Consider the following 12,604-nt stretch of genomic DNA (forward strand, 5'->3'; position numbering starts at 1 on the left):
CGGGGGCGGGGTCCTTTTTTTACAGCCCCCCGCCCCCCCGGTGGGCGTTCCCCCCCGCGGGGGGCGCCCCGCCCCGATCCCCCTCAAAACCCGGGGCAGGGGGCCCGGGCCTCTTCGCGTTTCGGCGGGGGAACCTAGCCCAGTTCGAGGTTGCGCAGCACCAGTCCGGTGGCCGGCTTCGGCCCGAAGGAGGTGGACTTGCGCGGCATGGTGACGCCCTGTTCGGCGAGTCTGCGGACCACGCTCTCCCGGACCGGGTGCAGCAGGACGGCGGTGCCGCCGGTGCGCGCGGCCTCCTGCTCGGCGGCTGCGGCGGTGTGCAGGTAGCCGATGTCGTCCGGGCCGTCGGGGACGTGCCAGGTGCGGTCGAGCAGGGTGGCGTGCAGGACGGTGGCGTCCAGGTGGCGCCACTCCTCGGGCCGGTCGTGCGGCACGGTGGCGTCGAGCAGTGCCTCCTCGGGCTCGCCGAGCAGCCAGTACACGCCGTCCCCGCCGGTCAGTATGAAGCCGTTGCCGCCGTGCCGTTTCTGTTCGGCGAGGGCCTGGAGGGCGGCGGTCAGCGGGCCGGGGACCTCCTTGACCTTCCACTGGTCGCCGAGCCTCTCCAGCGCCTCGGCCACCGGCAGCCGGTACAGCACCCGGTGGATGGCCCGGACCCGCAGCGGGTAGCGGGCGGTGTCCACCAGGAGCACCAGGCCGCGGTCCCACGGGCTGCGCGGCAGGTGGCGGTGCTCGCGCTGGAGGCGGAGGTACATTTCCCAGCGGTGGTGGCCGTCGGCGATCAGGGCCCGGCAGGTGGCGAGGTCGCGGCTGATCTCGGCGATCTCGGCGGGGTCGGCGACGGCCCAGAGGCGGTGGTGGGTGCCGTCGCTGGTGGCCGTGGAGAGCAGTGGCTCGCCCTGGACGGTCCGCTCGATGACGCCGGAGGCGCCGCCGCTGCCGCGGTAGGTGAGCAGCAGCGGTTCGAGGTTGGCCCGGGTGGTGCGCATCAGGCCGACCCGGTCGGCGACCGGCCGCGGCATCACGTCCTCGTGGGGGAGGACCACGCCGGCCTCGCGACCGCTCACCGCGAGGGCGCCGATCAGCCCGCGTTGGAGCAGCTCGGGGGAGTCGCCGGTGGCTGGCACGCGCTGCTCGTAGACGTAGAGCGCGGGCGCCGGGTCGGCGGCGAGGATCCCCTCGCGCTGCCAGGCGGCCAGGAGCCGGGCGGCGTGCCGGTACTTGGTGTCGCGGTCGGGCCGGTCGCCGGCGTCCTCGGGCTCGGGCCTGGGCAGGATCAGCCGGACCACGTTGTGCGGGTCGGCGGTCTCCAGGTCGAGCCGACGGCCGGGGTCGACGACGTCGTACGGCGGTGACATGACCGCAGCCAGCGCGCCGACCCGATCGGGGACGTAGCGCAGGCCTTGGAAGGGTGACAGGGACAGGCCTGCGGTGGCGACGTGCCCGGGATCGCCGGGGCCGCCCTCGGGAGTCTCGACTCCGTCTTCTGCACTGGGTGTGCTCATTCTGGGCATCGTAACCGGGTACGCGTTGTTGAGAGATCGGAATACCCGTGCTGACCTGTGGGACGGGTGTGCGACCGAGGGCGAGGTACCGCATGGACGACGGGCAGGAACGGCTGGACGGCAGCGGCCCGGCCGAGCAGGGCGGGTTGGACGGCGCCGGTGGCGGGGGTGCGCAGGTGCACGGCGGCGTGCCGGCGCAGGGGCGTTCCGGCGAGCCGACCGGGGACGTGTACGACTGGTTCCGGCGCGGCGGGAGGCTGCTGGCCCAGGGCAACGCGGCGGCCGCCGAGCAGTTGCTGGTCCGGGCGGCGGCGGCCGAGCCGCAGTCGCGCAGCATCCGGGAGACGCTGGCGCGGGCCCAGTTCGACACCGGTTCGTACGCGGCGGCGCTGGAGAACTTCCGGGCCGTCGCGCTGGCCGATCCGTCGGACGACTACGCTCAGTTCGGGTGGGGCGTCGCGGCGGCCCGGCTGGGCGACTTCGAGACGTCCGCCGAGCACCTGGCGCTGGCCGTGGCCATGCGGCCGGGCACCGAGCACTACCAGGCGGCGCTGCGGCAGACCAGGGCGACCCTGGCGGCCCGCGCCGGGGCGTTCGGGCCGCTGCTGCCCGGGGCACCCGGGTACCTGGCGCCCCCGCCGGGCCCGGACGGGGCGCCGACGGGCGACGCCGGTGCGGACGACGAGGTCTGACCGGCTCGGGGCCCACCGGCTCAAGGGCCCACCGGCTCAAGGGTCCACCAACTCAGGGGCCCGGCAACTCAAGGGCCCACCCGCTCGGGGCACCCGAGGAAGCGAACAACGCAGTGAATGAGGTAGCGCAGCCATGACCGCACCGACCACCACCGTGCGACGGACCGCCCCCGGCGGCAGCGAGCAGCCGTTGACCGAGGCGTACGACACGGCGCTGCTGGACCTGGACGGCGTGGTCTACGCGGGCCCGCACGCGATCGAGCACGCCGTGGACGCGCTGGCCGCCGCCCGGACGGCCGGGATGCGGCTCGCGTACGTGACCAACAACGCCTCCCGCCCGCCGCGGGTGGTGGCCGAGCACCTGACCGGGCTGGGCGTGCCGGCCGAGCCGGCCGACGTGATCAACTCGGCGCAGGCAGCCGCCAGGGTGGTCGCCGAGCAGGTGCCGGCCGGGGCGAAGGTGCTGGTTGTGGGCGGTCCGGGGCTGGAGGAAGCACTGGCCGAGCGCAGGCTGGTCGCCGTCCGCTCGCTGGCCGAGGAGCCGCTCGCGGTGGTCCAGGGCTACGACCCGTCGGTCGGCTGGGCGCAGCTGGCGGAGGCCGCGTACGCGGTGCAGCAGGGGCTGCCGTGGGTGGCCTCCAACACCGACCTGACCATTCCGACCGCGCGTGGCATCGCGCCCGGCAACGGGACGCTGGTGGCGGCGGTGCGGGCGGCCGCCGGGGTGGACCCGGTGGTGGCGGGCAAGCCGCAGCCGCCGATGCACCGGGAGACCGTGCTGCGGACCGGCGCGCGGCGGCCACTGGTGGTCGGCGACCGGCTGGACACCGACATCGAGGGCGCGTTCAACGGCGGGGTGGACAGCCTGCTGGTGTTCACCGGGGTGACCACCCCGGCGCAGCTGCTGGCGGCCCCGGCCGAGCACCGGCCGACCTATCTGTCGGCGGACCTGCGCGGGCTGCTGGAGCCGCACCCGGCGGTCACGACCGGGGCGGACGGCTTCGGTTGCGGCGGCTGGGTCGCGTCGGCCGCCGGTGGCGTGCTGCGGCTGGACGGCGGCGGGGACCGCTGGGACGGTCTGCGGGCGCTGTGCGCGGCGGCGTGGACGGCGCTGGACGCGGACGGCGCACCGGCCGACGGGCGCAAGGCCCTGGCCGAGCTGGGGTTCTGAGTCGCCGCACGGCGCTCAAGGCGAGGGCGGTCGGGGCCAGGACGCTCAAGGCGAGGGCGGTTGGGTCCAAGAGGGAAGGACCACGGCGGCCGGGTTCAGAGCAGGGTGCGCAGCCGCAGCAGGTCGCGGAAGCCCGCCTCCAGCCGGATCCGGCCGCCCGCCCAGGCGGACGCGAAGTTGAGCCCGCCGAAGACCACGGCGACCAGGTCGTCGCTGCTCATGGTGAGCCGGATCGCCGCCTTCTCGGCCGGGGCGCCGGAGGCCGAGGCGAGGCCTTGGATCCGGCCGTCGCGCAGTTGGCCGGTGAAGGTCAGGTCGAGGTCGGTGATCCGGCAGCTGAGCGAGCGGTCGAGGGCGGCCGCCTTGCGGACGTCACCGGTGGACTTCGCCATGTTCCGGCTGAGCTGTTCCAGCGCCTCGCGGCACTCCTCGGCGTTGGCCATGGCGGTGGTTCCCCTCCCTGGGCTTCCTGGTGGTTGCGGCAGGTGACGGCGATGGTCCCTGCCGGGCCACGGTACCGCAGGCGGGTTTTGGCGGTAGCGTCGTCCGTGGGGTGCCCGGATCGGCCCGGGCACCGACGGCGACGGAGCGATGCGCGCAGGCGCTAAGGAGGCACCCGGATGCTGCCGAGGACGGTGCGGGGAGTGGTGGAGGTCGCCGCCGGGCTGGCGGAGGAGGTCGGCAAGCGGGTCGTCGGGACGGCGGCCGTGATCCTGGAGCGGACCGGGGTCGACGTCACCGAGGTCGAGCGTCGGCTCGGCGGGCAGTTCCCGCCGTCGGCGAAGACGCTGCAGACGCTGGCGGAGGAGGCGGTCACCGCCGGGCGGGCCGGGGTGGACCTGGCCGTCGGGGTGGCGCGCGGCGAGGTGGAGAAGGCCTTCGAGAAGGTCGGCGACCAGGTGATGAAGGTCGGCGTGGTGCTCGCCTACCTGGAGAGCAAGCTGCGCGAGGTCGAGGAGGAGGCCGAGCCTGCGGTGCGGTCGGCCGGGGTCGACGAGGCGGCGGAGCCGACGCCGGCGCCCCGGGCGGACGACCTGTTCGGGCGCGGCTGGGAGCGGGCGGACGAGCAGCCGGCGGCCCCGGTGGCGGGGGAGCCGATAGTGGCCGAACGGGTGGAGGTGGACGAGCCGGTCGAGGTCGACCCGCCCGTCCCGCCGGTACGGCCGTCGCTACCGGGGAAGGCCGCCGCGAAGCGGACCCCGGTGAAGAAGTCCCCGGCGACGGAGCAGGCCTCGGCGGAGCAGGCCCCGGCGGAGAAGGCCTCGACGGAGCAGACCCCGGCGGCGGGCCGGGCCGGGGCGAAGAAGTCCCCGGCGAAGAAGGCGGCCGCCAAGAAGCCGGTGGCCAAGAAGACGGCCGCCAAGAAGACGACCGTGCGCAAGACGGCCGTCAAGAAGACCGCCACCGCGCAGCAGGCCGCCGCCGAGCCGGCCGCGCAGCCCAAGGCGCCCGCGAAGCGCACGGCGACGAAGAAGACCACCGTCCGCAAGGCCACCAGCACGAAGAAGCCCGATGACCGGACCAGCTGAAGCCGTCGAACCGCTCGGCGTGGAACAGACCCCGACCGGCCACCCCGTGGTGGACGCCGGGCTGGCCCGGCTGGAGGCCCTGGACGGGGTCCCGGCCGAGGCACACGTCGAGGTGTACGAAGATGTTCACCAGCGGCTGGCCGACACGCTGGCCGCGCTCGACCAGGAATGACCCTGGAACGACCCGCAGGACTCGTAGGAGCTGAAACACCAGTGGCAGTGGCACGACGCCGACTCGACGCGGAGCTGGTCCGCCGCAAGCTGGCCCGGTCGCGTGAGCACGCGTCCGAGCTGATCGCGGCCGGCCGGGTGACCGTCGGAGGCACCACCGCGACCAAGCCGGCCACCCAGGTGGAGACCTCGGCGGCGGTCGTGGTGGCCAAGGACGACAACGACCCCGACTACGTCTCGCGCGGCGGGCACAAGCTGGCCGGGGCGTTCGCCGCCTTCGTCCCGCAGGGCCTGGTGGTCGAGGGCCGCCGGGCGCTGGACGCGGGCGCCTCCACCGGCGGCTTCACCGACGTCCTGCTGCGGGCCGGCGCGGTCGGCGTGCTGGCGGTGGACGTCGGCTACGGGCAGCTCGCGTGGTCGCTGCAGAGCGACGAGCGGGTGACGGTGATGGACCGCACCAACGTCCGGGAGCTGACCCTGGAGCTGATCGGCGGCACCCCGGTCGACCTGGTGGTCGGCGATCTGTCGTTCATCTCGCTGGGCCTGGTGCTGCCCGCGCTGGCCGCCTGCGCGGCCGGGGACGCGGACCTGGTGCTGATGGTCAAGCCGCAGTTCGAGATCGGCAAGGAGCGTCTGGGCAGCGGCGGGGTGGTGCGCAGCCCGCAGCTGCGTGCCGAGATGGTGCGCCAGGTCGCCGGGCAGGCGTGGGGGCTCGGGCTGGGCGTGCGCGCCGTCACCGCGAGCCCGCTGCCGGGCCCGTCCGGGAACGTGGAGTACTTCCTGTGGCTGCGCCGGGACGCCCCGCAGCTGGATCCCGCCGAGGCGGACCGGGCCGTCGCGGAGGGGCCCCGATAGGGTGCTGTGGGGGCGTCCGGTCCGTCATGCTGTGTGACGCGGCCGTACCGGGGCCGAAGGCGACCCGGCAGGCGTGAGGGAGAGGGCAGCGGCATGAGCGATGAAGAACGTACGGTCTTCCTGATCGCGCACACCGGCCGGGCGGCGGCGCTGCGCAGCGTCGAGGCCCTGGTGCACGGGCTGCTGAAGGCGGGCATCCGGATCAGACTGCTCGCCTCCGAGGCGCTGGACCTGGACCTGCCGGACGGGGTCGAGAAGGTGGCCGGGGGGCCGGGCGCGGCGGACGGCTGCGAGCTGATCCTGGTCGCCGGCGGGGACGGGACGCTGCTGCGCGGGGCGGAGCTGGCCCGCGAGCACGGGCTGCCGATGCTCGGGATCAACCTGGGCCGGGTCGGGTTCCTCGCCGAGGCCGAGCGGGACGATCTGGCCGTGGTGGTCGAGCGGGTGGTCGACGCCGACTACGAGGTCGAGGAGCGGATGACGATCGACGTCATCGTCCGCACCAACGGCGATGTGGTGCACCAGGACTGGGCGTTGAACGAGGCGTCGATCGAGAAGGCGTCCCGGGAGCGGATGCTGGAGGTGGTGACCGAGGTGGACGGCCGCCCGGTCTCCAACTTCGGCTGCGACGGCGTGGTGTGCGCGACGCCGACCGGTTCCACCGCGTACGCGTTCTCCGGCGGCGGGCCGGTGGTGTGGCCGGAGGTGGAGGCGCTGCTGATGGTGCCGATCTCCGCGCACGCGCTGTTCGCCCGCCCGCTGGTGACCTCGCCGGATTCGGTGCTGGCCGTCGAGGTGCAGCCCAAGACCCCGCACGGCGTGCTCTGGTGCGACGGGCGGCGCACGGTCGAACTGCCGGCCGGCGCACGGGTGGAGGTCCGCCGGGGGCAGACCCCGGTGCGCCTGGCCAGACTGCACCGGGCGCCGTTCACCGACCGGCTGGTGGCCAAGTTCGCGCTGCCGGTGACGGGTTGGCGCGGGCGGGCGAACACCCACTGCTGACGGCCCGTCAGGCCGCTGGTCAGATCGCCAGCGGCGGGGTGTCGCCGGGCGGCCCGTACCGGCCGCCCGCCGTCGCCCGGGCGGCGGTCTCGGCGAGCCGCTGCACGGCGGCGGGGACGGCCGGGGCCGGCACGGTGAGCGGGATCCGGACGTGGTGCTCGAACGCGCCGTCCGAGCCGAACCGGTTGCCCGAGGCGATCCTCACCCCGGCGCGTTCCCCGGACCGGGCCAGCGCCGCGCCGGACAGCCCGCCGGTGGACACCCAGAGCGAGAGCCCGCCGGGCGGCGGCGTGAACGACCAGCCCGGCAGGTGCTCGGGCAGTGCGGCGGCGAAGGCGTGCGCCGTCGCCCGCAGCCGGTCCAACTGGTGCGCCCGGACGGCGGGCAGCGGCTCGCCCAGCAGTTCGGCGGCGATCAGCTGCTCCAGGACCGGCGTGCCGACGTCGCTGTAGACCCGGTCGGCGGCCAGCCGGCGCACCAGCGCGGGCGCGGCCCGGACCCAGCCGATCCGCAGGCCGCCCCAGAGCAGCTTGCTGGCCGAGCCGACGGTGACCACCTGGGCGGAGCGGTCCAGCGCCGCCATCGGGCGCGGCAGCGGGACGGACTCCGGTACGCCCCAGCCGAGTTCGGCGGTGGTCTCGTCGACCAGGACGACGCTGCCGGCGGCCCGGGCGGCGGCCAGCAGCTCGCGGCGCTGCTCCTCGCCGATCAGCGCGCCGGTCGGGTTGTGGAAGTCGGGGATCACGTAGGCGACCTTGGGCGCGGCCCCGCGCAGCACCCCGCGCCACTCGGTGAGGTCCCACTCGGGCTGGGGGCGGTAGCCGTACGGCACCGGCACCAGGCGGGCGCCGGTGATCCGGAGCGCCTGGAGGGTGTGGGCGTAGCTGGGCGCCTCGACGGCGACCCGGTCGCCGCGGCCGATCAGCGCCCGCTGGACCAGGTGCAGCCCGCCCATCGCGCCGGTGGTGACGAGGATCTGGTCGGGGGTGGTGGGCAGGCCGCGCTGGGTGTAGCGGCGGGCGAGGGCCTCGCGCAGCACCGGGACGCCGGTGGGGTAGTGGCCGTGCCCGGCGGCGTAGCAGGGCAGCTGCTCGACGGCCCGGACGGCGGCCTCGCCGAGGAAGGGCTGCGGGGCCGGCAGGGCGGCGACGCCGAGGTCCAGGGTGCGGCCCTGCTCGTCCGGGGGGACGGGGTGCAGCGCGTCGCTGGGCGGCGGGGCGCCCTCGGGCAGGGTGGTCCAGCTGCCGGCGCCGCGGCGGCTGAGCAGGTAGCCGTCGGCGCGCAGGGTCTCGTAGGCGGTGGCGACGGTGGTGCGGCTCAGCTCCAGGGCGCCGGCGAGTTCGCGCTCGGCGGGCAGCCGGGCGCCGACCGGCAGGCGGCCCTCGGTGACCAGCAGCCGGATCTGTCCGGCGAGGGTCCGGTAGGCGGGGCGGCGGGCGGTGGCCGGCTCGGGCAGCCGGGCGGCGGCGAGCAGCCGGGCGAGCGCGGGCGGGGTGACGGTGGTGTGCCAGTCGGCCAAGGCTGATCAGTCCACTTGCTCGAAATTGGCCCTGGAGCGGGCTCTATTGGCCTGACCATCATGGCAGTGCGGCCGTCGAGTCCGCCACCGCCGGGGCCGCCCGGGGTGCAGCACCACCCGCAGGAGCGCCCGATGGCCACCACGACCACGCCGACGACCACGCCCGAACCCGCCCCGGAGGCCGCCCGGCCCCCGCTCGCCGCCCGGGTGCTCGGCGACACCCACGCCCTGGGCCGCCGGATCCCGCAGCTCGCCGTCGGCCTCTACCTGTACGGCGCGAGCATGGCGCTGATGCTGCGCTCCGGCCTCGGCCTCGACCCGTGGGACGTCTTCCACCAGGGCCTGCAACGCGTCGCCGGCCTCTCGGTGGGCACCTGGGTGACCATCTGCGGCGCCCTGGTCCTGCTGCTGTGGATCCCGATCCGCCAGCGCCCGGGCGTCGGCACCGTCGCCAACGTGCTGGTGCTGGGCGCCTCGATGGACCTCACGCTGCGGCTGGTCGACGGCCCGCACGGGCTGCCCGCCCGGATCGCGCTGATGGCCGCCGCGATCCTGCTCAACGGCCTGGCCACCGGCCTCTACATCGGTGCCCGCCTGGGCCCGGGCCCGCGCGACGGCCTGATGACCGGCCTGCACCGGCGCACCGGGCGTTCGCTGCGGCTGATCCGCACCGGCATCGAGGTGACGGTACTGGTCGCCGGCGTCCTGCTGGGCGGCACCGCCGGGGTCGGCACGGTCGCGTACGCACTGGCGATCGGCCCGCTGGTGCAGATCTTCCTGCCGTGGTGCACGGTGCCGGGACCCGGGCAAACGCCCCGGAAGGGGTGAACTTCCGGGCGCGGAGTTGCCGCGCGGCGTTGCCGCTCGTCGCGCGCCGGGGGTGGAACCTCGTAAGGTCGTCTCCGTGTTGGACGAGATGCGGATACGGGATCTTGGGGTCATCGACGACGCGGTGGTCGAACTCGCCCCCGGCTTCACCGCCGTGACCGGTGAGACCGGCGCCGGAAAGACCATGGTCGTGACCAGCCTCGGCCTGCTGCTCGGCGGCCGCGCCGACCCGGGCCTGGTGCGCAACGGGACCGGACGCGCCGTCGTCGAGGGCCGGCTGGAGCTGCCCCCCGGCTCCCCGGCGGCGATCCGCGCGGCCGAGGCCGGGGCCGAACTGGACGAGGGCGCCCTGCTGATCAGCCGGACCGTCTCCGCTGAAGGCCGCTCCCGGGCGTACGTCGGCGGTCGGGCCGTCCCGGTCGGGCTGCTCACCGAACTCGGCGAGGAACTGATCGCCGTGCACGGCCAGACCGACCAGCAGCGGCTGCTGCGCCCGGCCCGCCAGCGCGGCGCGCTGGACCGTTACGCGGGCGAGGCGGTGGCCGAGCCGCTGGCCCGCTACCGGGAGACCTACCGGAGCCTGCGCGAGGTCTCGGCCACCCTGGAGGAGCTGACCACCCGGGCCCGTGAGCGCGCGCAGGAGGCCGATCTGCTGCGCTTCGGCCTGGACGAGATCGCCGCCGCCGAGGCGGTGGCCGGCGAGGACACGGAGCTGGCCGCCGAGGCCGAGCGGCTGGGCCACGCCGACGCGCTGTCCTCCGCCGCGACCCTCGCCCACGCCGCCCTGGCCGGCGACCCGGCCGACCCGGAGGCACTGGACGCGGGCACCCTGCTCGCGCAGTCCCGCCGCGCCCTGGACGCCGTGCGCCACCACGACGAGCGCCTCGCCGGCCTCGCCGACCGCCTCAACGAGGTCGGCTACCTGCTCGCCGACGTGGCCGGCGACCTGGCCGGCTACGCGGACGACCTGGACGCCGACCCCGTCCGGCTCGCCGCCGTCGAGGACCGCCGGGCCGTCCTGGCCCAGCTGCTGCGCAAGTACGGCGGCCCGGAGAACTCCCTCGCCGAGGTGCTCGCCTGGGCCGAGGCCGGCTCCGCCCGGCTCGCCGAACTCGACGGCGACGACGACCGGATCGACCAGCTCGGCGCCCAGGAGACCGCGCTGCGGGCCGAGTTGGCCGAGCTGGCGGCCGAGGTGTCGGGCGCCCGGCAGGCCGCGGCCGGGCGTTTCGCCGACGCCGTCTCCGCCGAACTCGCCGAACTGGCGATGCCGCACGCCCGGGTGACCTTCTCGATCGCCCAGGTCGACGACCTGTCGGGGATCGAGGTCGACGGCCGCACCGTCGCCTACGGCCCGCACGGCGTGGACGAGGTCGAGGTGCTGCTCGCCCCGCACCCCGGCGCCCAGCCCCGCCCGATCGCCAAGGGTGCCTCCGGCGGTGAGCTGTCCCGCGTGATGCTCGCCGTCGAGGTGGTCTTCGCGGGCGCCGACCCCGTCCCCACCTACCTGTTCGACGAGGTGGACGCGGGCGTCGGCGGCAAGGCCGCGGTCGAGATCGGCCGCCGGCTGGCCAAACTGGCCGAATCCGCCCAGGTCGTGGTGGTCACCCACCTGCCGCAGGTCGCCGCCTTCGCGGACCGGCACCTGGTGGTGGAGAAGACCAACGACGGCACCGTGACCCGCAGCGGCGTCAAGGTGCTGAACGACGAGGAGCGGGTGCGCGAACTCTCCAGGATGCTGGCCGGCCTGGAGGACTCCGAGCTCGGCCGGGCCCACGCCGAGGAACTGCTGGCCGCCGCCCGGGCCCCGCGCCACCGCTAACGCGGGTCCGGCACCCCCCGGCTGGACCTGCTGCGACAGGCCCTGGCCGGGGCGTCCGACCCGCCGACAGGGCCGGGTGGCCCTTGCGGACGGAAGGCGACGCGCCCCCGGTGGCGCCGACTGTCCAAGAGGGCCGCCGACCTGGCATGGTGGCGGCTGGACACTGGCTTTCCAGTCCCGAGCGCCGCCGACGGGCAACCCTCGCGAAGCGGCGCGCGAACCTGATCGAGTCGGATGCGAGAGAACGTGGACCATTCCGCCGCCCGGGCCGCCGCTGCCACCCCAGAACCGGGGCAGCTGCACGTGGTACTCGTCCTGGCCGCCAGCACCGGCGGTATCGGTGCCCACGTGCGCTCCCTGGCGCAGGGCCTCGTCGCGCACGGCGTGATCGTCACGGTGTGCGCCCCGGCCGGCACGGACGCGCTGTTCGGCTTCTCCCGCACCGGCGCCAGGTTCCACATCGTCGACATCACCCCCACCGCCGGCGCCCGCAGTGACGCCGCCGCGATCGGCGAGCTGCGCCGGGCCTTCACCGGCGCCGACGTGGTGCACGCGCACGGGCTGCGCGCCGGGCTGCTCGCCGACCTCGCCCTGCGCACCGCAGGCCGCTTCCCGGGCCTGCGCCCGGAGACCCCGCTGGTGGTCACCTCCCACCACGCGCTGCTGGCCACCGGTCTGGAGCGCCGCCTGCAGCGGCTGATGGAGCGCCGGGTCGCGCGCGCCGCCGACCTCGTCCTCGGCGCCTCCTCCGACCTGGTCGCCCGGGCCCGCGAGCTGGGCGCCACCGACGCCCGGCTCGGCCCGGTGGCCGCCCCGCCGATGCCCGAGGGCCGGCTCGACCGGGCCGCGGCGCGCGCCGCGCTGCTCGGCGACGGCCCGGACCGGCCGCTGGTGCTGGCGGTCGGCCGGCTCGTCCCGCAGAAGGCCTTCGGGCTGCTGCTGGACGCCACCCGCGAGCTGTCCGTGCTGGACCCGGAGCCGCTGCTGCTGCTCGCCGGGGACGGGCCGGAGGCGGCCGGGCTGCGCGAGCGGGTCGCCGCCGAGAAGCTGCCGGTGCGGCTGCTCGGCTTCCGCACCGACGTGCCCGACCTGCTGGCGGCCGCCGACGTGGTGGTGGTCGCCAGTCGTTGGGAGGCCCGCTCGCTGGTGGTGCAGGAGTCGATGCGGGCCGGCGTGCCGGTGGTCGCCACCGCCGTCGGCGGGATCCCCGAGCTGGTCGGCGACGCGGCCGTGCTGGTGCCGGCCGGCGACCCGGTCGCGATCGGCCGGGCGGTGCGCGGGCTGCTGGCCGACCCGGCGGGCCGCGAGCGGCTGGTGGCGGCCGGCCGGCAGCAGGCCGAGACCTGGCCGGACGAGGCCGCCACCGTCGCCCAGGTGCTCAGCACCTACGACGAGCTGGTCCAGCGGGACTAGGGCCAATGCCAGTGACTTTGGTGTGTCTGTCTCGTTGGTTGTGGTGTGGCGAGGGTGGGGCAGGTCAAGTCGTGTGCGGGTGAGCGGTTGTCGGATC

At 75.7% G+C, this 12,604-nt stretch carries 12 protein-coding genes; 9 read left to right on the forward strand and 3 right to left on the reverse strand.

Annotation, left to right across the window (positions count from 1 at the left end; all coding sequences use genetic code 11):
- Window positions 1-134: 134 nt before the first annotated feature.
- Window positions 135-1,505, reverse strand: a complete 1,371-nt coding sequence (locus ACFV61_RS29140; RefSeq protein WP_079135935.1) for a DUF1015 family protein — start codon at window positions 1,503-1,505, stop codon at window positions 135-137.
- A gap of 92 nt (window positions 1,506-1,597) precedes the next feature.
- Here ACFV61_RS29140 and ACFV61_RS29145 point away from each other — a divergent pair, with 92 nt between their 5' ends.
- The gene (locus ACFV61_RS29145; RefSeq protein WP_380379772.1) at window positions 1,598-2,197 is read left to right on the forward strand and encodes a tetratricopeptide repeat protein; all 600 of its coding nucleotides are present in this window, start codon (window positions 1,598-1,600) and stop codon (window positions 2,195-2,197) included.
- A 133-nt stretch (window positions 2,198-2,330) separates the two neighbouring features.
- Window positions 2,331-3,368 (forward strand): HAD-IIA family hydrolase, encoded by a 1,038-nt coding sequence (locus ACFV61_RS29150; protein WP_380494826.1) that lies wholly within the window; start codon window positions 2,331-2,333, stop codon window positions 3,366-3,368.
- A gap of 95 nt (window positions 3,369-3,463) precedes the next feature.
- On the opposite strand, the gene ACFV61_RS29155 is transcribed toward ACFV61_RS29150, so the two are convergent.
- Window positions 3,464-3,811, reverse strand: a complete 348-nt coding sequence (locus ACFV61_RS29155) for an SCP2 sterol-binding domain-containing protein (protein ID WP_063349643.1) — start codon at window positions 3,809-3,811, stop codon at window positions 3,464-3,466.
- Window positions 3,812-3,988: 177 nt separating this feature from the next.
- On the opposite strand from ACFV61_RS29155, the gene ACFV61_RS29160 reads away from it, so the two are divergent.
- The 4 genes from ACFV61_RS29160 (at window position 3,989) to ACFV61_RS29175 (ending at window position 6,925) form a co-directional block, all read left to right on the forward strand.
- Window positions 3,989-4,897 carry a histone H1-like repetitive region-containing protein gene (locus ACFV61_RS29160; protein ID WP_380494828.1) on the forward strand — a complete coding sequence of 303 codons (909 nt, stop codon included), beginning with the start codon at window positions 3,989-3,991 and terminating at the stop codon, window positions 4,895-4,897.
- Window positions 4,881-5,069, forward strand: coding sequence for a hypothetical protein (locus tag ACFV61_RS29165; protein WP_063349645.1), 189 nt, complete (start codon window positions 4,881-4,883; stop codon window positions 5,067-5,069). The genes ACFV61_RS29160 and ACFV61_RS29165 overlap by 17 nt, the downstream gene beginning before the upstream one ends.
- Window positions 5,066-5,923: a TlyA family RNA methyltransferase gene (locus ACFV61_RS29170; RefSeq protein WP_380341245.1), complete on the forward strand. Its 858-nt coding sequence runs from the start codon at window positions 5,066-5,068 to the stop codon at window positions 5,921-5,923. The genes ACFV61_RS29165 and ACFV61_RS29170 overlap by 4 nt, the downstream gene beginning before the upstream one ends.
- Before the next feature lie 93 nt (window positions 5,924-6,016).
- Window positions 6,017-6,925: an NAD kinase gene (locus tag ACFV61_RS29175; RefSeq protein ID WP_063349647.1), complete on the forward strand. Its 909-nt coding sequence runs from the start codon at window positions 6,017-6,019 to the stop codon at window positions 6,923-6,925.
- Between the two features lie 19 nt (window positions 6,926-6,944).
- On the opposite strand, the gene ACFV61_RS29180 is transcribed toward ACFV61_RS29175, so the two are convergent.
- Window positions 6,945-8,444: a PLP-dependent aminotransferase family protein gene (locus ACFV61_RS29180; protein ID WP_363374210.1), complete on the reverse strand. Its 1,500-nt coding sequence runs from the start codon at window positions 8,442-8,444 to the stop codon at window positions 6,945-6,947.
- 132 nt (window positions 8,445-8,576) lie between these two features.
- Here ACFV61_RS29180 and ACFV61_RS29185 point away from each other — a divergent pair, with 132 nt between their 5' ends.
- From ACFV61_RS29185 to ACFV61_RS29195, 3 genes are all read left to right on the forward strand, one after another.
- Complete coding sequence (locus ACFV61_RS29185) at window positions 8,577-9,272, forward strand: YitT family protein (RefSeq protein ID WP_380341238.1); 696 nt, start codon at window positions 8,577-8,579, stop codon at window positions 9,270-9,272.
- An 88-nt stretch (window positions 9,273-9,360) separates the two neighbouring features.
- Window positions 9,361-11,094, forward strand: a complete 1,734-nt coding sequence (recN, locus tag ACFV61_RS29190) for a DNA repair protein RecN (protein ID WP_079136337.1) — start codon at window positions 9,361-9,363, stop codon at window positions 11,092-11,094.
- A gap of 234 nt (window positions 11,095-11,328) precedes the next feature.
- A complete protein-coding gene (locus tag ACFV61_RS29195) occupies window positions 11,329-12,507 on the forward strand; it encodes a glycosyltransferase family 4 protein (protein WP_363374209.1) in 1,179 nt (392 codons plus the stop codon).
- Window positions 12,508-12,604 lie beyond the last annotated feature (97 nt).

The sequence above is a fragment of the Kitasatospora sp. NPDC059817 genome, from assembly GCF_042731835.1.
Lineage (GTDB): Bacteria > Actinomycetota > Actinomycetes > Streptomycetales > Streptomycetaceae > Kitasatospora.